Origin of the sequence: Actinoplanes sp. NPDC049265, from assembly GCF_043197135.1 — a bacterium.
GTDB lineage: Bacteria > Actinomycetota > Actinomycetes > Mycobacteriales > Micromonosporaceae > Actinoplanes.
The window spans coordinates 137,238-155,955 of record NZ_JBICSP010000012.1; the positions used below are offsets into that span (position 1 = coordinate 137,238).

Below are 18,718 nucleotides of genomic sequence, written 5' to 3' on the forward strand. Positions count from 1 at the left end.
TCTCACCGTAGGCGACTCTTCTGAACCTTGCCCATGGGGTTGCGGGGTAGCTCGCCGACCAGCCGGACCACCCGCGGCCGCTTGTGCGCGGCGAGCCGCCCGGCCACGAAATCGATCAGGGTGCGGGCCTCGACCGGGGATTCGGCGACCACGAACGCGGTGATCTGCTCGCCCAGGTCGTCGTGCGGCGTACCGATCACCGCCGCCTCGCGCACCGCCGGGTGGGCCAGCAGCGCGTCCTCGACCTCGCCGGCGCCGACCCGGTAGCCGCCGGTCTTGATCAGGTCGGTGGAGGCTCGCCCGACGATCCGGTGCCAGCCGTCCGGGCCGATGGTGGCCACGTCGCCGGTCGGGTACCAGCCGCCGGTCAGGTCGGGCGGCACCACGGCGCCGTCGCGCAGGTAGCCGTCGAGCAGCGTCGCCCCGCGGATCTGCAGGTGCCCGATCGTGTTGCCGTCGGCCGGCGCCGGCGCGCCGTGCTCGTCGACCAGCCGCGACTCGACACCGGCGATGGGCGTGCCGACGTGCCCCGCCCGGCGTTCCCCGTCGGCCCGCGCACTGATCGTGATCAGCGTTTCGGTCATCCCGTAGCGTTCCACCGGCGCCTGCCCGGTCAGCTCTTCCAAACCCTCGTACACGGGTACGGGCAGCGCGGCGCTCCCGGAGACGAGCAGGCGGGCGTGGCGGAGCGCCCGGGCCTCGGCGGGCGCGGCGACGATCCGCGACCACACCGTCGGCACGCCGAAGTAGAGGGTGCCGCCCGCCTCGGCGTACCCCCGCGGCGTCGGTTTTCCGGTGTGGACCAGCCGCGATCCGGTGCGCAGGGCGCCGAGCACGCCGAGGACCAAACCGTGCACGTGGTAGAGCGGCAGCCCGTGGACCAGCGTGTCGTCCTCGGTCCATTGCCAGGCCGCGGCCAGCCCGTCCAGGTCGGCGGCGATGGCCGCGCGGGAGACGACCACGCCTTTCGGCGGCCCGGTGGTCCCACTGGTGTAGAGCACGAGGGCGGGCCGGTTCGGGTCGGGCTCGGGCGGCAGGTCACCCCGGGGTGGTGCGTCCGGGACGAGGGTGGCCCCGCTGTCGGTGAGCAGGTGCGCGCGTTCGACGTGGCCGGCGTCGGGCGGGATGGGTACGACGGGTACGCCGGCCAGCAGAGCCCCGGTGATCGCGACGATCGTAGCGGCGGTGGGTGTCGCGTCCACGGCCACGACGTCCCGCCCGGCGATGGCGGCGGCCACGCCCGAGGCCCGCTCCAGCAGCTCATGCCGGGAGAGGGTCGCGTCCGGCGCGACGACCGCGGCCGCCCGGTCGGGCCCGTACAGCGAACTCAGCAGCATCAGAGGGCTTCGGTGATCGGCGTGGGCCCGTTGTTGAAGGCGATGGTCCGTCCTCCGATGATCAGCACTTTCGCCATACCGTCGAACCTAGCCCGAGCAGCAAATCGGGCATCCGCGCCGCGGATGCCCGATTCACCGAATAATGCGAGAAATACCTCAGCGTTCGCCGGTCTCGGCCTCTTCGTCCTCGTCCTCGACCAGTTCCTCGGCGTGCTCGTGGGCGTGCTCCTGCGCCGGGCGCTGGGCCGGCACGAAGCCGTTCGGCGCGGCCGGCTGCTCCTCGACGGCCGCGTGCACCGGCTGCGGCTCCTCGACCGCGGCGTGCGCCGGTGGCGGCGGGGTCAGCGCCTCGAGCTCGCCGTTGACCTGCGGCTGGTCCACCCAGAGGGAGCGGAGCTGGCCCTGCATGAAGTGGGTCAGCCGGGAGCGGTACTCACGGTCGAACGCCTCGAGCGCCTCGATCTGCTGCTGCAGCGACTCGCGGCGGGTGCCGAGGCTGCCCACCACGTCGTCGAAGCGCAGCTGGGCGGCCGCCTTGAGTTCCTCGGCCGCGGCGTGGGCCTCGGACCCGATGGCCGCCGCCTGCTCGCGGGCCTGGGTGAGGATCTTCTCGACGTTCTGCTGTGCTTCCTCGGTGCGGGAGCGGGCGTCGCGAGCCATCTGCTCGGAGGCCTGGCGGGCCTCGAACAGCACCTTGTCGGCCTCGCGGCGCACGTTGTGGGCGTGCACCTGGGCGTCGCGGGCGATCTGCTCGGCCGCCGCCTGGGCGTCCGTGCGGATCTTGTCGGCCTGGTGGTGGGCAGTGGCGACGTGCTCCTCGGCGGTCCGCTGGGCCATGGTGAGCACCTGCAGGGCCTGGTCCGGGAAGCGAGGGTTGGGCGCGACCATGGCGTGCTCCGACGTCTCGGTCTCGGCTGGTGTTCCGAGCATGACTTTGACTCGATCCTTCATCCGGTTGTCGCTCATCGGAGACCTCCGTGCGTGGCGGCTCATGAGCCGTCGAAAGGTGTCATCGAGACCTCCGTCCCGAACCGGTCCGGGCCGGCCCCATCGGCCGCGACCGCGGAAAGATATCAAGTGCGGCAAGCCGCTCGCGAGGGGCCGAACGACCAGGGCATTTCTCCGAGAGGGGGGAAATCGCCCTGCCGGTTCCGTCCGACTCGCCCACGTGGGTCGTCCAGCAGGCCTTCTGCGCATACACCGACAGTTGTTAACGGATTACACATAAGTAAAAGATCAACGGAGAGCGTTGACCCGCACGCACTAAGGCATGATCCTTGCCAATGCGCCACGGGGAGCGCATTCATTCCCGCTGACCGGACGGCGCGACCGCGTACGCCCCCTGAACCACACCGAACCGGAACACCCCGCCGACCCGGCGGACTCGTTGTCCGATGCGCTTGATCCACTGTGGACATGTCTGCATTGATGGTGCAGAGTGTCTCCCGCCATGTGCGGACAGTGACCCGTCGCTGACGGACACCGCGTCCGATCAGACTCGGTAACCGCGTCGCTACCGTGCGATGCCGCGGGAAGCCGCCGCACCGTCGTCCGTCACCCCACAGAGAAGAGGATCTCGTGTCCGCACGAGGACGTCCGGCCACCAGCTCGCCCACCGCTCGTTCCGGCGGGACGATTCGCCGCCGGATCGTCCGCACCCTGGCGCTACCGGTGGCGGCGGTGCTGGGTCTGCTCGGCGTCATCACGGTGATCGAGGTCGACGGCTACCGCAGCGCCGACTCCACGGCCAAGGCCGTCACGCTGGTCCTCTCGGTGCAGGACCTGGTGCAGGAACTGCAGACCGAGCGTGGCCTGACCGCCGGTCTGCTCGGCGGCAACGTCAGCTTCAAGGCCGAGCTGGCGCCGGCCCGGCAGCGGGTGGACGACCGCCGGGCCGCGGTCGAGAAGCTGCTCAGCGACGGCGACGACGTCGAGGAACGCGTCAGCAGCGCGGTGCGCAAGCTGGACGGCCTGGCCGGCGTACGCGCCGGCACCGACACCGGCGCCGCCGGCCGCAACCCCACCTTCGTGTTCTACACCGACCGCATCGCCGACCTGACCAACGTCGACTTCGGCCTGGACGCGTCGACCGACACCGAGCTGCGCCGTGGCGTCGCCGCCCTGACCGCGTTGAGCGACGCCAAGGAGGCCACCGCCCAGGAGCGGGCCTTCCTCAACGGCGTCTTCTCCGCCACCGGCTTCGGCAAGGGCGAGTTCCTGCAGTTCGTCACCATGCGCGCGAACAAGGACGCGGCGCTGGCCAGTTTCGACCGGTACGCCACCGCGACGCAGCTCGCCGCCCGGCAGTACGTGTTCGGCACCGGCGCGGCGCAGACCGCGGCCAGCTTCGAGCAGATCGCCCTGGCCTCCGGGGCCAAGTCCTACCTGCTGGTCAACCCGCAGGCATGGTGGTCGGCCCTGACCACCGTGCTCGACGACATGCTCCGCCTCGAACAGCACGTCGGCTCGGTCATCCGGGCCCGGGCGGCCGAACTGCAGGACCGGGCCACCCAGCGGATGCTGGTGCTGGGCGCGGTCGCGCTGGCCCTGTTCGCCGGCTCGGTCTACCTGGCCGTGGTCGCGTCCCGCTCGATCGCCAAGCCGCTCGCCACCCTGGCCGACGAGGCCAACCGGCTGGCCGGCGAGACGCTGCCGGCCTCGGTGCAGCGCGCCACCGCCGGTGATCCGGGGGCGTCACCACCCGAACTGGTCGTACCGGACGGATCCTCCGACGAGGTCCGGTCGGTCGCCTCGGCGCTCGACCGGGTCCAGGCGACCGCGTTCGCGCTGGCCACCGAACAGGCCTCGCTGCGGCACTCGACCACCGAGTCGCTGGCCAACCTGGGCCGCCGCAACCAGAACCTGCTCCGCCGCCAGCTCGGCTTCATCACCCGCCTCGAGCGGGAGGAGTCCGACCCGGCCGGCCTGGCCAACCTGTTCGAGCTCGACCACCTGGCCACCCGCATGCGCCGGAACGCCGAGAGCCTGCTGGTCCTGGTCGGCGCGGCCAGCCTGCGCCAGTGGTCGGAGCCGCTGCCGATCGCCGACGTCATCCGGGCCGCGGTCTCCGAGGTCGAGGAGTACCGCCGGGTCACGCTGCGCCGGGTCGACGACACGATGATCGCCGGCGCGGTGGTCAGCGGTGTCGCGCACATGCTGGCCGAGCTGGTCGAGAACGGCCTGACCTTCTCACCGCCGGACGCCGACGTGGAGATCCAGGGCCGGCGGATCGGCGACAGCTACCTGATCGCGGTCACCGACCAGGGCATCGGCATGAGCCCGGCCGACATGGAGCTGGCCAACCAGCGCCTGCACGGCGAGGGCGACTTCATCAGTGCCCCGGCCCGGTTCCTGGGCCACTACGTGGTCGGCCGGCTGGGCATCGACATGGGCATCGACGTGCAGCTCTACCCGTCGCCGGTGACCGGTGTGACGGCCCGCATCACCCTGCCGGCGCACCTGCTGGCCGAGGGCGCGCCCGCGGTCACCCAGACCCCGGCGCCGCTGCAGGCCGAGGTGACGACGCCCGCACCGGCGCCGGCCCCGCCCGCCCCGGCGCCACCGCCGGTCACCCAGCAGCAGCGACCGGACCTGGCCGACACCCAGGTCCTGACCCTGCCGGCCGCACCCGAGCCGACCACCGCGACCACACCCGACGGACGGCTGCGGCCGACCGGCGTCGAGTACGTCACCGCCACCGGCACCCCCACGGTGCCGGCGCAGCGGGCGGCCTCGCCGTACGAGTCGGCCAAGGCCTCGTCGTCGCTCGGCCTCGACCTGTACACCTTCACGCCCGCGCCGGAGTCGGCCGAGCGCACGCCCAACGGACTCAAGAAGCGCACCCCACGTGCCAAGAAGTCCGGGAGCACCACCTCACCCACCGCCCCGGCGCCGGCGTCGGCCACGCGCACCGCCGAACGTCCGACCCCGGTTGTCGACTCGCCCGCCGACATCCGGTCCCGGTTGACCGCGTTCCGCAGTGGCGTGGAACGCGGCGCCGGCCCCACTCCCCCTGAAGAAGGTTCCGATGAGCGTTGACACGACTGCGGACCGGCACCAGTTCAACTGGTTGCTGGGCAACTTCGTGCACCAGACCGACGGCGTCCGCGACGCCGTGGCCGTGTCGTCCGACGGACTGCTGATCGCCGCCTCGGACGGACTGGCCCGGGCCGAGGCCGACCACCTCGCCGCGATCGTCTCCAGCCTGGCCAGCGTCTCCCGCAGTGCCTCGCGACGGTACGACTTCGACGGCCTGAAGCTGATCATGATCGAGATGCGCCGGGGCTTCCTGCTGGTGTCGGTCATCTCCGGGGGCAGCTGCCTCGGGGTGGTGGCCGGCGGCGAGAGCGACATCGGCCTGGTCGGGTACGAGATCTCCCGGCTCGCCGAGCGCTTCGGTGACCTGCTCACCCCGGCTCTGATCTCGGAGTCCCGGCAGTACCTGCCGCGATGACGGGCCCCTGGGACCGGCCCTCCGCGGGCCGGCACGAGCGCCCCGACGCCGACGGCGAGGACCAGTTCGTCCGCCCGTTCATGCTGACCGGCGGGCGGACCCGCCCGCTGCAGGACGGCCTGCGGATCGAGACCCTGCTGCACGCGGCGCCCTCGGCGCTGTCGGCGCCACTGCGCTTCGAGTCGAAGCGGATCGTCGAGCTCTGCCAGGCGCCGATGTCGATCGCCGACCTCGCCGTCGCACTGCGCGTACCCCTCGGGGTAGTCCGGGTGATCGTCGCGGACCTCATCACCGAGGGTTACCTGCGCGTCGAGGACCAGCTCGGTGAGCTTCCCATCAGCGTGATCGAAAGGATCAGGGATCGTGTTCGGGCGCTCTAGTGAGCCCACGACGGCGCCGCCCCCGGTGTCCGTCAAGATCGTCATCAGCGGCGGCTTCGGCGTCGGCAAGACCACCTTCGTCGGCGCCATCAGCGAGATCGAGCCGCTGGTCACCGAGGCCGAAATGACCGAGCGTTCGATCGGCGTGGACGACACCTCGCAGGTCAAGGGCAAGAACACCACCACCGTGGCCCTCGACTTCGGCCGCATCACGCTCGACGACGCGCTGCTGCTCTACCTGTTCGGTACGCCCGGCCAGGACCGGTTCGCCTTCCTCTGGGACGACCTGGTGGACGGGGCCCTGGGCGCGATCGTGCTGCTGGACACCCGCCGGATCGAGGACTGCTTCGCGGCCATCGACTATTTCGAGGAGCATGAGATCCCGTTCCTGATCGGCATCAACAACTTCGACCACGCCGAGCGGTTCCACATCGAGGAGGTGCGGGACGCGCTGGGCGTCGACGAGAGCGTGCCGATCGTCGAGTGCGACGCCCGCTACCGCGAGTCGGTCAAGAGCGTGCTGGTCGCGCTGACCGAAGAGGTCCTGGCCAAGCGGCTCCAGCGGCAGCAGGCGGTGACCGCGTGAAGGCCCTGACGAAGGCGGCCGCGCTGATATCCGTACTCGCGGTCGCGGCCTGCGGCAGCACGACCAGCGCGATCACTCCCCCGCCGGGCGTCACCCGCAGCGGCTGCGGCACGGTCAACGTCGCGATCAACCCCTGGGTGGGGTACGAGGCGAACGCCGCCGTGGTCGACTATCTGATGAAGACCGAGCTGGGCTGCAAGGTCGTCGAGAAGGACCTGGCCGAGGCCGACTCGTGGGAGGGCCTGGCCAGCGGGCAGATCGACGTGATTCTGGAAAACTGGGGCCACGACGACCTGAAGAAGAAGTACATCGACGACCGCAAGGTGGCCGTCGAGCAGGGCCTGACCGGCAACAAGGGCGTGCTCGGCTGGTACGTGCCGCCGTGGCTGGTCAAGGAACACCCGGACATCGTCGACTACAAGAACCTCAACAAGTACGCCGAGCAGTTCAAGACGACCAAGACCGGCGACAAGGGCGAGTTCCTGGCCGGCGACCCGTCCTTCGTCACCAACGACGAGGCGCTGGTCAAGAACCTCAAGCTCAACTATCAGGTGGTCTACTCGGGCAGCGAGGACGCGCTGATCGCGGCGTTTCGCAAGGCCGAGAAGAACAAGGAGCCGATGATCGGCTACTTCTACTCGCCGCAGTGGCTGCTGGCCGAGCTCAAGCTGGTGAAGATCAACCTGCCGGTCTACAAGCCCGGCTGCGACACCGACCCGAAGACGGTCAAGTGCGACTACCAGCCGTACGACCTGGACAAGATCGCCCGCAAGGCGTTCGTGGACAGTGGCTCGCCGGCCGCCGACCTGGTGAAGAACTTCCAGTGGACCGACGACGACCAGAACCAGGTCGCCCGGAACATCACCGCCGGCAAGATGTCACGTGACGCGGCGGCCAAGAAGTGGCTCGACGACAACCGCGAGACCTGGCAGAAGTGGCTGCCGGCCAAGTAGCAGCGGTGGGCCAGGGCCTACGCCCTGGCCCGCTCCGCTAGGAGATCGCTTCCTCGACCCAGTCCTTGATGTTGTCCACCCGGGCGGTGGACTCCTTCTCGGTGTGCGGGCAGGACGGCCCATTGCTGACCACGGAGACCAGCTTGGGCGCGCGCCAGCGCTGCTCGATGAAGAACGGGCCGCCCGAGTCGAACGGGCAGGGCGTGGTGTTGTCGGCCGGCGCGACACCGTGCACGCCGATGATGGTGTCCTCGACGGTGAGGACGGCGAGCTGACCGGTACGCAGCTTGGTCTCCTGCACCGGGCTGGCGCTCTGGGTCGAGCCGTAACCGGTGAGCCGGAGCAAGTCACCGACCTCCGGCGGGTTGTCGGAGATGGCGAGCGGCTTGATCCCGCGGACCGGGGAGGCCAGCTTCGCCACCGAGACGTCCGCCGTCGGCGACTGCCGGACCGCGACGACGTCCAGTTTGTAGCCCTTGCCGTCGCCGTTGACGTCGGCCTTGCCGATGGTGGCCACTGTCGAGTCGGCCACCGGGCGCTCCACCCGGACGCCGTTCGCGTCCCGGAAGCAGTGCCCGGCGGTGATGATCCACTGCCGGGAGATCAGGGCGCCGGAGCAGCCGCTGTTGCGCTTGGTGCCGTCCGGCTTCGGGATGCCGGTCATGACCAGCTGCACCGAGAACCGGTACTGTCCCTCCTTCACCAGCTCGCCGTTGGCGATGGCGTTGGCCGTGCCGGTCCCGGCGATGGCGAATACGGCCGCCGCACCGGTGGCTACCACCCCGCTCAGCACCGCCGTTACTGTGCGTCGTCGCACGATGTCGTCCTCCCGTTGAAGATCGAGCGATTGCGCCTCACCATAGACAGGGGTCGCTAGCCGGACCACCCGGGCAGGTCACGCGGTGTGATTCGGGGCCTATCGGGTAGACATGGAGGGTGTCCGTACACCCGCAGCCACCCGGACGCCGGGGGACGGTCGAGCGCCCGTACAGCGCGCTCAATCTACGTCTCGCCCTGGCCGTCTTCGGCCTGGTCACGTCCACGGTCTTCGCGGTCCTGGCCGGCCGCGCCGGCTGGTCCGTGGCCGGCTGGATCCTGGCCGTCATGGCCCTGATCGCCGCGATCGACATCGTGGTCGTCCAGCGCCGCCGCCGGGCCCGCAGAAAAATCCAGGGCGACGGCCACTCCCTCTTCGAGTGACCAGGTGGCAGCGGACGGCCGCCGGCGCACGGAGCGCCGGCGGCCGCCGGGAACTGCCTAGCTATTCGGTTGTCAGGCCTCGAGCCGCCGGTCCATGGCGGCCCGGGTGGAGCAGGCGACCACGGGGTCGAGCTGGAAGTCCGTCGTCTCGACGAAGCCGGCGTTGACCTTCACCGTGAAGACCTCCGGGATGTACCCGTCCTTCGCCACGATGACCTGGTAGGTGCCGCGCTGCAGCCACCAGCCGTACTTGCCCTGGCCGTCCGCCACCAGCGTGTGCGCGGCGGGGCCGTTGAGGCGGATGGTCGCCTTGAGCGGGACCGTGCCGGAGCACGCCGCGCCGGTGACCGTGCCGACGACCTTGCCCCAGGAGGCGGGCGGGGAGACGTTCATCTCCACGTCGATCGACGGGACCGCGTACGGGCTGTCGGTGCGGAAGCCCAGCTGGCCGGTGTAGGCACCAGGCTGGAGCACGCCCGCCTCGGGCGTGGCGGTGAGCGTCACCTTGATCTTGCGGCTCGCGCCGGGGGCCAGCGTGAAGCCCTCGTCCGCGTCGGTCGAGAGCCAGCTGATGTCGCCGCCGCCCTCACAGTCGGCCAGCCCGTCCAGGAACGCCGCGTCGGCCGTTCCGTTGAAGCCACCGGACGAGCCACCCAGGCGGTACGCGCCACACGAAGCGGCGGCCCGGTACTTGGGGGCGGCCATGGCGGGCAGGTTGGTCCACGCCCCGGCCGCCGGGTCGTACGCGAGGGTGGCGTTGGTCAGCGCCGCGCCACTGTTGACCGCGCCGCCGGCGTACACCAGCACCCCACCGGCGGCCGTGGCGGCCGCGCCGAAGTTGTTCTGCGGCAGGTTCGGGCCCGCGGTCCAGCTGTCGCCGGCCGGGTCGTAGACCTGGGTGTCCGCGAAGAACGTGCCACTGTCGGCGTCCGCGCCACCGGCGCAGACGATCTGGCCGCCGACGCCGCCGCAGCCGGTCCAGGAGACCGGGTGCGGGTAGGCCTTGACCTCGCTGAAGGCGCCCGCGGCGGGGTCGAACACCACGGTCTCGACGGACGGTCCGCACTGGCCGTCGACGCAGCCGCCGACCAGGTAGACCTTGTCGTTCACGACCGCGGTGCCGGCGGCAGCGCGAGCCTTCGGGTTGGTCGCGTCCAGGGTGGACCAGCTGCCGGCCGCGATGTCGAACACGTCGACGGTCGGCTCGGGAGCACCGGTGTCACCCCAGCCGCCGAAGACGTACAGCTTGCCGCTGTATTCCGCGACGGACGGCTTGGCCCGGCCGTGCGGCATGGCGGCGAGCGACGCCCAGGTGGACTCGGCCGGGTCGTAGACGTAGATCTTCGTCTCGTTGCCGGTGTCGGTGCCACCACCGATCGAGTAGACCTTGCCACCGGCGGTGACGGCGGCGTTGTCCATGATCGGGGCGGGGACGTTCGGGATCGCGGTCCACGCGTCCGCGGCGGCCGTTCCGGCCTTTGCGGTCGCGTAGGTGCGGCCCTTGTTGGCCACGCTCAGACCCTTGACGGGTACGTTGACCACGGCGGCCGACTCCGCCGACTTCAGCACCTCGAAGCCCTTGGAGCGCTCGTTGGGCGTGACCGTGGCCGGGGCGTTACCGGTGTTCTTGACCGTGACGGTGGTCGACTTGGCCGAGCCGTACACCTGGTGCGACTCGATGTTCGTCGGGGTTACCGTCAGCTTGCCCGCGCCGAGCGCGAAGTCGGCCCGGACCGCACCGTTGGCGGCCACGTTCACCGTCTTCTTGGCCGGCGTGTACGGCGACTTGGTCGCGGTGAAGCCGTGCGACCCGGTGGCCGTGGAGAACAGCCAGTAGAAGCCGTCGGCCAGGTTGGCGTCGTCCGGGGTGACGGCCGAGACGGCCTTCTCCGCGGGGACGTCGTCGCTGGTGACGGTGACGCCGTTGAGCGCCGCGCCGGTGTTGGAGTCGGTGGTGTTGCCGACGACCAGGCCACCCGGGATCGGGGTGCAGGCGCGGTTGACCACGTTGACGTTGTCGATCTCCCACCACCAGGCCCAGGTGCCGAGGTAGCGGAAGCGGACCAGGGCGTCGGCCTTGGCGGCGACCGGGGCCAGCGAGATCTCCTCGACCCGCGGGCCACGGCGGCTTTCCGTGCTGTGGAAGACGTTGGTCCAGGACGCGCCGTTGTCGGCGGACACGTCGATGTCGATCGGGTTACTGCTGCCGACCGACTGGAAGTCGCTGTTGAACCGCAGGTACGGCGCCGGGATGCCGGACAGGTCGAGCGGCTTGGTGATCAGGTCGGTGTCCTGGGTGTTGCCCTGACCGAGGTTGTCGCTGTCGATGATGGCGAAGCCGCCGCTGCCACCGGTCAGGTTGCCGCGCTTGCCGTCGTCGGTGAACGTCCAGCCACCGCTGTCGGTGCGGTTGACGACCTGCCAGCCGTCGGGAGCGCTGGCGCCGGAGAAGTCCTCGGTGACCGCGGGCGCGCCGTAGGCGGCCTGGTAGCCGGCCGCGGTGCAGTCCGGGGCGACCTTGGCGACCAGGTTGCCGGTGACCGGCGTGGTGCCGACGACGACCTCGGCCGTGGCCGGGGTGTAGCCGGGGTAGACCGGCGTGGCCTTCACCGTGTAGGTGGTGTTGGCCGGCAGGTCGACCGAGTACGAGCCGGTGGCCGGGTCGGTGTAGATCGGGGTACCGGGCCGGCCGGCGACCTCGATCTTGGCGTACAGCGGCCAGCCGTGGCCGGAGCCGTCGGTGACCTTGCCGGTGACCTTGACCATCTGGGCCGGCGTCAGGGCGAAGTTGAGCGCCAGGAGCTGGCCCTCCTCGACCGTGACGGTGGTGGTCTCGGCGACGTAGCCGTACTTGCTGGCGGTGACGTCGTGGGTGCCGGCCTCGAGGGTCAGCGAGTACTTGCCCTGGGCGTCGGTGGTGACCGTACGGCCTTCCGAGGTCACCGTGACTCCGGCGATCGGGCGGCCGGTGGCCTTGTCGGTGACGACGCCGTTGGCCTTGGCGACCGGGCCGCGCGGGGCGTCGGTGACCGCCTTGTAGACGTCCAGCTTGCCCTCACCGAAGACGTTGTTGTCGTCGTCGGTGCCGCCGCACTGGCTGTTGGGGGTGTCCACGGCGCTGTCGTCGAGCAGGGCGCGCGTGGCGTCGATGTTCCGCTCCAGGCCGGGCGCGGCCGACCAGAGCAGCGCGACCGAGCCGGCCACGTGCGGGGAGGCCATCGAGGTGCCGTCGTACGAGTCGTAGCCTCCACCGGGCACGCTGGAGCGCACGTTCACGCCCGGCGCGGCGATGTCCGGCTTGGTCGACTGGTCGATCGACGAGGTGCCGCGGCTGGAGAAGTCGGCGATGGTGCCGCTCGAGTCGTAGGCGCCGGCGGCGTACGCGTCGGGGTAGTCACCGGGGTTCGCGGCGGTGTTGCAGGCCGAGCCCGAGTTGCCGTTGGAGAACGCCGGGAAGATGCCCGCCGCGACCCAGGCCTGGACCGCGTCCTGGTACCAGGTGTCGCCGCGGCCGCCGCCCCACGAGTTGTTGACGACGTCGGGGCGCAGGTCCGGGCGGGGGTTCTGACCGTTGAGGTCGGTGGGGGCCAGGATCCACTGCGCGGCCGCCAGCAGCGAGGTGTCCGAGCAGGAGTTCGTCTCGCAGCCCTTGGCCGCGATGAACTTGGCGCCCGGGGCGACACCGATCTGGTTGCTGCCGCCGTCGCTGCCGACCATGGTGCCCATGGTGTGCGTGCCGTGCGAGTTGTTGTCGCAGGGCGCGTCGCCGGAGCAGATGTTGGCCGGGTCGAACCAGTTGTAGTTGTGGTCGTACGACCCGTCGGCCTGCAGGCCGCGGTACTTGTTCTTGAGCGCCGGGTGGGTGTAGTCCACGCCGGTGTCGACGTTGGCGACGACCATGCCCGAGCCGTCGACGCCGTACTCGCTCCACACCTGGGGCGCCTTGATGCTGTTCAGGCCCCACTCGGTGGCCTGGGTGCCCTTGTCGGCGTGGCGCTTGGCCACCGGCTCGATGACCTTGAAGGTGGAGACCGGCTCGATCTTGGCGACGTCGGCCCGGGTGGCGAGCGCGTCGAGCAGCTCGCGGTCGCCGGTGACGTGCAGCGCGTTGCTGATCCAGTACGACTTGAACTTGGCCTTGTGCGCCTGGAGCAGCGCGACCACGCCGCTCTGGGACTCCTTGGCCGTGCTGGTCAGCCGGTCGAAGACGGTGGCGCCCTGGACCTTCTTGTCGGCGATCTTCGCCGCCGACCCGATGTCGGCCCGCTCGCGCAGGTAGACCCAGAAGCTGGCGCTGCCCTTGGCGGCGACGGTGGACAGCACCTCGGCGCTGACCGACGGCTTCGGCGTGGCCGCGGCCGCGGCCGCCGGTGTACTGAGGCCCGCCGCGGTCAGGGCCAGGGCCAGTAGCGCCCCACCCACCGCGGAGGACCGTACGCGTCTCAAGCGCGTACCTGACATGTGTTCCTCCCCCACTCAGCCGGGTCGCGGTGGTGTCCACGCCCCGGCGGCGACGGCGTCCAGGGGTAGTCCTGGCACCGACAGGCACCCCCCGTAACCCGGTGGAAACAATGCGTGGCCAGGGAGTGTCGAGAGCAATGTTGTGCCGATACAACGACAGCGATCAATGGCGCTCCTGCGTCAAGTCGCTGATGCGCCACCGGGCAACCGGTTTGAACTGCGGCGCACCGCGCGCGTCCACCGCGACGAGGGCATATGGACGTACATTCCATTTGTACGCATTCATCCCGACCAGTCCAGCCGGGGGCCGACGTGAGAATCAAGCACCCCACCGCCGTCGCGGTCGTGACCGCGGCCTTGCTCACCGCATTCCTGCCCCAACCGGCCGGGGCCGCGGGCGGAAGCCTGGTCGCCGCCTGGCCGATGAACGAACCGGCCGGCGCCCGGACCATGACCGACAGCACCGGGCACGGCCACCGCGGAACGGTCGGCCACGAGGTGCTCACCGGGACGCGGATCAGCGGCGCCACCGGCTACCGCTTCAGCCGCCTCGAGCCGGACACCCCGCCACCCCACCCCGGGCACATCGTCTCGGTGCCGGACAGCTCGGCCCTGGACCCCGGCACCCGGGACTACGCGGTCACACTGCGGTTCCGGACGACCGGAAAGTTCGGCAACGTCGTGCAAAAGGGGCAGGCCACCGTCGCCGGCGGCAACTACAAGATCCAGATCCCGAACGGCATCGTGCAGTGCTATTACCGCGGGTCGGCCGGGGCGATCCTGATCTCGTCGCCACGCAAGCTCAACGACGGCGGCTGGCACACGGCGCGCTGCGAGCGTACCCAGAAGGGGGTCTATCTCTCGATCGACGGCAAGCTCGCCGCCTCCCGCGGCGGCTGGACCGGCAAGATCGCGAACTCCTGGCCGGTGACCCTCGGCGGCAAGATCGACTGCGACCAGATCGATGTGGGCTGCGACTACTACAACGGGGACCTCGACTGGGTGGAGATCAGCGCGGGCTAGATTGGCGACGATGTCCGCCGCACCCCTGAACCCGCCCCGCCGCTTCGCCGCACTCCGCAACCGGGACGCCCGCCCCTACCTCTTCGGGGCGGCGCTCGCGATGATGGCCGACAACATCGAACACGTCATCACCTACTGGGTGCTCTGGGAGAGGTTCCACTCACCGGCGCTGTCCGGATTCCAGGTGATCAGCCACTGGGTGCCGTTCCTGCTGTTCTCGGTGTATTTCGGCGGGCTCGCCGACCGGTTCGACTGCCGCCGGGTCATCCAGGCCGCGCAGACGCTGTTCATGCTGGTCTCGGCCGGCTGGGGCGTGCTGTTCGTGACCGGCACGCTGCAGGTCTGGTCGGCCTGCCTGCTGCTGGTGCTGCACGGCCTGGCCGGCGCCCTGTGGGGTCCGGCCGAGCAGCTCATGCTGCACGACTTCGTCGGCGACGAGGACCTTCCCTCGGCGGTACGCCTGAACGCCACGTTCCGCAGCCTGGGCGTGCTCTTCGGCCCCGCGGTCGGCTCGGCGCTGCTCCTCGGGCTCGGCCCGACCTGGGGCATCTTCGCCAACATCGCGTTCTACCTCCCGCTGACGGTGTTCCTGTTCCGCACCCGCTTCACCGGCCACACCCGGGACGACGCGCCCCGCCGCCGGATGGGCATCCTCGGCGCGATCCGCACCCTGCGCGACGTCAGCGGCAACCCGACCCTGGTCAGCATGATCATCCTGGGCGGCCTGGGCAGCTTCTTCGTCGGCGCCTCCCTGCAGTCCGCGATGCCGATCTTCGCGCAGGATCTGGGCGCCGGCAGCGCGGGCACGGCCTACGGCGTCCTGCTCTTCGCCAACGGCGCCGGCGGCGTGATCGGCGGCATCCTCCTCGAGGCCACCGGCAAGATCCGCGCCACGGTCGGCGCGGCGGTGGTCAGCACCATGGTGTACGGGCTGAGCACGCTGTTCTTCGCCGTCTCCCCCTCGTACCCCCTCGCCGTCGGTCTGCTCGTGGTCGGCGGCGTCGCCAACCTGGCCTCGATGTCGATCGGCCAGACCGTGGTCCAGCTCCTGGCCCCGCCGGGCGAGCGCGGCCGGGTGATCGGGGTCTACAACATGTCGGCCAACGGGCTGCGGTTCGGCAGCGGCCTGACCGTCGGCCTGCTGGGCGCGGCGATCGGCATCCACTGGTCGCTGACCCTGAGCGCGGCCGCCCTCTGCGTCGGCACCGCACTGGCCGGGTGGGCGGCCTTCACGGGCCGCGAGGGGCCGACCACCCCCACCGCTCAGGGGCCCGTCAGCTGAAGTCCCCGCCCGCGGCCGACGCTGACACGTCGCGCACGCTGGGGGCCGTCCGTACACAACAGAACAGACCAGTCGATCAGGTTCCGGGCTGCGCCAGCCACGGCTCGGGGTCCGGCACCCGCCGCCGCCACCAGCCGTCCGGGCCGCCGTGCTCGGTTTCCCGCGTCAGCCGCCGGAACGCCTCGTCCACCCGCTCCAGCGCGACGGCCAGCTGCGCGGCGACGTCCTCGGGCAGACGGGCCGGCAGAGCGGCCAGCTCATCGCGACCGCTGAGATCGTCCCGGTAGTAGTACTCCTGCGGATACCACCCGTCCGGCGGCCACCCCCGCGCCATCCGGACGGTGAGCGATTCCCACCCGCCGAGCAGATTTTGCGCCTGCCAGATCGGATCACGCGTGTCGACGGTCGCGAGCATCGAGGCCGCCAGCCAGTCCCGGAACCCCTCAGTCACCGGCGTCACCATCCGATGCCACTTGATCACCTCGGGCTGCGCGTCGACCCGGACGCCGGGCAGCTGCGGGACCGGCCGTTCGACCGCATCAATGAGCAACTCCCCTTCGGCGTCGCCGTCGTACACCCGCGCCCGGGTCGGCGGGCCGTACGAATCGGCCAGATAGTGAGCGCTCGGGTTGTGCTCCGAAGCCGGGTAGAGGATCGGCCGCCCCACCGATCCGGCCACCGATCCAGCCAGCTGCGCGATGTCCGGCAGGGTGCTGACGGAGTCGCGAACATAGATGTCGAGCTGCATCGATACGTCGCCGGAGAGCCGCTGAAAGGTGCACAACACCGCCGCGTCCCAATTCCGATCGTCGTCCGTGAGCATTTCGGCGACATCCACCTCCGCATCCGGCACCGAAAAGGCCGCAGAGAGCGCCGCCCGCACCTGTGCCAGATCGACGTCGCCGACCACCAGCAGGTAGAACGTAGTCATTCGCCGTAGGTCCCGTCGTAGATCGCCTTGGCCTTGACGATGGCATCCGGATTATTCAGGAAGCGTGGGTCGTGCTCGAACTCCCGCACCGCGGCGACATCCCCTTGTCTCTTGCCGATCATCTGGAGGGCGGTGTATTCAGTCCCGTTCAGGACAACCAGGCCCGGTCCGGAGACCGGAAAGACAGTTCCGTTCTCGTGGATGCCGTAGGACCGCCCGTTCACCACGTAGGTGTTGCTGTCCCCGTCGAATTTCGCGTTACCGGCAGCGAGCTGCCGCACGTCTTCGCGGACAGCCGATTCGTTACCCCGCAGGATGATCGTGGTCGGGTTCTTGACCTCGCCGGTGCGAGATCCCGAGACCGTGTGGCGGCTGTTCGGTAACCGGATGTCCCGGCCGCGGGCCGGCCCGGGGAGGTCGTCCGGCGCGCGCCACGGAGGCGGGCCCTTCTCCCCTCCGGCGGACGAGCCCTTCTGCCCGCCGGACGGCTCGGGCGACGAGGAGCCCGAAGGGCCTCCTTCGCGGCGCATGAGCTCGTTGATCCGGTCGCCGAGGCGGCGCATGAAGTCGGCCAGTTTGCGGAGGGTGGCGATCAGGCCGCGCAACCAATTGGCGATCTTCGCGCCCCAGGACGCGCACAGGGTGGCGACCTGTTCGGCCACCAGGGGGGCGGCCGTGCCGAGGGTTCCGAGGAGTTCGGCGGCGTAGACGATCAGGCGGGACACCACGGTCGCCACCGCGTCGCGGACCAGCTCGCGGACCGTGGCTATGACCAGGCCGGCGCTCTCGGTGATCAGCGCCATGCCGTCCGAGGCCACGGCCAGGGTCTCCAGGGAGCGGACCTGTCCGGAAGCGTAGGCCCGGTAGGTGTCGCTCGCGGTGCCCGACCACTCCGAGACGTCCCAGGCCACCGACCGGGCCAGGTCGTCGGCCTCGGACTGGAGGCGGGTGGCGGCGTTGCGCCAGGTCTGGGCGTGGGCGGCGATCTCGGCGGGGTCGCCGGCCAGCCAGTCGAGGGCCTCGGACAGGGGCCTGACGTGTTCGATCAGCCACGCTACGCCGTACTGCAGGAGGGCGCCGACCGGGTCGGACACGACGGCCAGGGCGTCCAGGCCGGCGCTGACACCGCCGATCGTGCCGTCGATCCAGGAGCCGCCGCGGACGCCGGAGACGATCGCGTTGATGTCCTCGGCGATCCACACGCCGGCCCAGGGGGACGGGCCGTCGGGCGAGGCGGCGGCCACGAGGGGGTTACCGGCCGCGGTCACGAAACCCATCTTTCACCGTCGATGGCTGAGGGGGGAACGGCGAGGGCGGTTGTCGCGTTCTGATACGACTTTGTGAGCCAGGAAACATTTTGAACCATTTTGAACTACGCCGTACGCCGCGCGTTTGAAACAGCTGGAGACGCGCGGTTGCCGATGGGGGGCCACGACGCCGCCGCTCCAGCGGAGAACAGCGATTCGTGATGACGTCATCGCCTTTCCGCGGCCGCGCCGGGACTTTGGGGACCCGGCGCGGCCTCTCCATATTCGGCCCGGAGCACGAGGGGCGGGGCGCAGATGCGGCCAACAGCGGCGATTCCGGTGGCGGACCCGATGGACGTCGGCGAGGAGCAGCTGTGGCGGGCCACCGTCCGCGCGCTCTTGCTGATGCCCACGGCGGTGGAGCGCGACCTGCGGTTCGCGTCGGGCCTGACCCTTTCCATGTACGCCGCCCTGCTGGTCCTGGCCGACGCACCGGGCGAGCGGATGCGCATGGCCCATCTGGCCGAGGCGGCGGGCATCGCGCGCAGCCGGCTGAGCCGGGTGGTGGACCGCCTCGAGGAGACCGGCTCGGTGTCGCGCGAGTCGTACGAGGGTGACCTGCGCGTCTCCGAGGTGGTGCTGACCGAACGCGGGCGGCGGCGGGTGACCACCGTCCAGACCCGACTGGCCGGCACCGTCCGTAACCGCCTGCTCGCTCCAGTGGCGGACGCCGAGCTCAACCCGGCCACCTTCGCCGGTCTGATGCTGCGTCTCGCGGAGGCGTCCGAACCAACCCGCTGATACATCCGGCCAAAGTCGGCTACCTGACATCCGGGAAGCTGGATCTATCCGCCTAATATGCAGC

15 protein-coding genes are annotated in these 18,718 nt (G+C 70.5%); 9 read left to right on the forward strand and 6 right to left on the reverse strand.

Annotated elements, in window-relative coordinates; genetic code table 11:
* Nucleotides 1-2: 2 nt before the first annotated feature.
* Nucleotides 3-1,337, reverse strand: coding sequence for an acyl-CoA synthetase (locus ACGFIO_RS26995; RefSeq protein ID WP_392829742.1), 1,335 nt, complete (start codon nucleotides 1,335-1,337; stop codon nucleotides 3-5).
* 156 nt (nucleotides 1,338-1,493) lie between these two features.
* Nucleotides 1,494-2,303 (reverse strand): DivIVA domain-containing protein, encoded by an 810-nt coding sequence (locus tag ACGFIO_RS27000; RefSeq protein ID WP_392829744.1) that lies wholly within the window; start codon nucleotides 2,301-2,303, stop codon nucleotides 1,494-1,496.
* Between the two features lie 612 nt (nucleotides 2,304-2,915).
* Between ACGFIO_RS27000 and ACGFIO_RS27005 the strand changes: the two genes are divergently transcribed.
* Genes ACGFIO_RS27005 through ACGFIO_RS27025 form a run of 5 tightly spaced genes read left to right on the forward strand, consistent with a single transcriptional unit; the run spans nucleotide 2,916 to nucleotide 7,709 of the window.
* Nucleotides 2,916-5,375 carry a nitrate- and nitrite sensing domain-containing protein gene (locus ACGFIO_RS27005; RefSeq protein ID WP_392829746.1) on the forward strand — a complete coding sequence of 820 codons (2,460 nt, stop codon included), beginning with the start codon at nucleotides 2,916-2,918 and terminating at the stop codon, nucleotides 5,373-5,375.
* On the forward strand, nucleotides 5,365-5,790 hold the full coding sequence (locus tag ACGFIO_RS27010; protein WP_392829748.1) for a roadblock/LC7 domain-containing protein: 426 nt from the start codon (nucleotides 5,365-5,367) through the stop codon (nucleotides 5,788-5,790). Before ACGFIO_RS27005 ends, ACGFIO_RS27010 begins: the two co-directional genes overlap by 11 nt.
* Nucleotides 5,787-6,170: a DUF742 domain-containing protein gene (locus ACGFIO_RS27015; RefSeq protein ID WP_392829750.1), complete on the forward strand. Its 384-nt coding sequence runs from the start codon at nucleotides 5,787-5,789 to the stop codon at nucleotides 6,168-6,170. The genes ACGFIO_RS27010 and ACGFIO_RS27015 overlap by 4 nt, the downstream gene beginning before the upstream one ends.
* A complete protein-coding gene (locus tag ACGFIO_RS27020; RefSeq protein WP_392829751.1) occupies nucleotides 6,154-6,756 on the forward strand; it encodes an ATP/GTP-binding protein in 603 nt (200 codons plus the stop codon). Before ACGFIO_RS27015 ends, ACGFIO_RS27020 begins: the two co-directional genes overlap by 17 nt.
* Nucleotides 6,753-7,709, forward strand: a complete 957-nt coding sequence (locus ACGFIO_RS27025; protein WP_392829752.1) for an ABC transporter substrate-binding protein — start codon at nucleotides 6,753-6,755, stop codon at nucleotides 7,707-7,709. Before ACGFIO_RS27020 ends, ACGFIO_RS27025 begins: the two co-directional genes overlap by 4 nt.
* A 37-nt stretch (nucleotides 7,710-7,746) precedes the next feature.
* On the opposite strand, the gene ACGFIO_RS27030 is transcribed toward ACGFIO_RS27025, so the two are convergent.
* Nucleotides 7,747-8,526: a S1 family peptidase gene (locus ACGFIO_RS27030; RefSeq protein ID WP_392829754.1), complete on the reverse strand. Its 780-nt coding sequence runs from the start codon at nucleotides 8,524-8,526 to the stop codon at nucleotides 7,747-7,749.
* Nucleotides 8,527-8,645: 119 nt separating this feature from the next.
* On the opposite strand from ACGFIO_RS27030, the gene ACGFIO_RS27035 reads away from it, so the two are divergent.
* A complete protein-coding gene (locus ACGFIO_RS27035; protein ID WP_392829756.1) occupies nucleotides 8,646-8,909 on the forward strand; it encodes a DUF6343 family protein in 264 nt (87 codons plus the stop codon).
* A gap of 72 nt (nucleotides 8,910-8,981) precedes the next feature.
* On the opposite strand, the gene ACGFIO_RS27040 is transcribed toward ACGFIO_RS27035, so the two are convergent.
* Nucleotides 8,982-13,370 (reverse strand): S8 family serine peptidase, encoded by a 4,389-nt coding sequence (locus ACGFIO_RS27040; protein ID WP_392829757.1) that lies wholly within the window; start codon nucleotides 13,368-13,370, stop codon nucleotides 8,982-8,984.
* 312 nt (nucleotides 13,371-13,682) lie between these two features.
* On the opposite strand from ACGFIO_RS27040, the gene ACGFIO_RS27045 reads away from it, so the two are divergent.
* Together ACGFIO_RS27045 and ACGFIO_RS27050 are read left to right on the forward strand one after the other, a co-directional pair.
* Nucleotides 13,683-14,393 carry a laminin G domain-containing protein gene (locus tag ACGFIO_RS27045; RefSeq protein WP_392829759.1) on the forward strand — a complete coding sequence of 237 codons (711 nt, stop codon included), beginning with the start codon at nucleotides 13,683-13,685 and terminating at the stop codon, nucleotides 14,391-14,393.
* A gap of 10 nt (nucleotides 14,394-14,403) precedes the next feature.
* Nucleotides 14,404-15,675 carry an MFS transporter gene (locus tag ACGFIO_RS27050; RefSeq protein WP_392829761.1) on the forward strand — a complete coding sequence of 424 codons (1,272 nt, stop codon included), beginning with the start codon at nucleotides 14,404-14,406 and terminating at the stop codon, nucleotides 15,673-15,675.
* Nucleotides 15,676-15,751: 76 nt separating this feature from the next.
* Here the strand turns inward: ACGFIO_RS27050 and ACGFIO_RS27055 are convergent, their stop codons facing one another.
* Both ACGFIO_RS27055 and ACGFIO_RS27060 read right to left on the reverse strand, forming a co-directional pair.
* The gene (locus ACGFIO_RS27055; protein ID WP_392829762.1) at nucleotides 15,752-16,606 is read right to left on the reverse strand and encodes a hypothetical protein; all 855 of its coding nucleotides are present in this window, start codon (nucleotides 16,604-16,606) and stop codon (nucleotides 15,752-15,754) included.
* A complete protein-coding gene (locus ACGFIO_RS27060; protein WP_392829764.1) occupies nucleotides 16,603-17,874 on the reverse strand; it encodes a WXG100 family type VII secretion target in 1,272 nt (423 codons plus the stop codon). Before ACGFIO_RS27060 ends, ACGFIO_RS27055 begins: the two co-directional genes overlap by 4 nt.
* A 318-nt stretch (nucleotides 17,875-18,192) precedes the next feature.
* Here ACGFIO_RS27060 and ACGFIO_RS27065 point away from each other — a divergent pair, with 318 nt between their 5' ends.
* Nucleotides 18,193-18,654 (forward strand): MarR family winged helix-turn-helix transcriptional regulator, encoded by a 462-nt coding sequence (locus ACGFIO_RS27065; protein ID WP_392829765.1) that lies wholly within the window; start codon nucleotides 18,193-18,195, stop codon nucleotides 18,652-18,654.
* Nucleotides 18,655-18,718 lie beyond the last annotated feature (64 nt).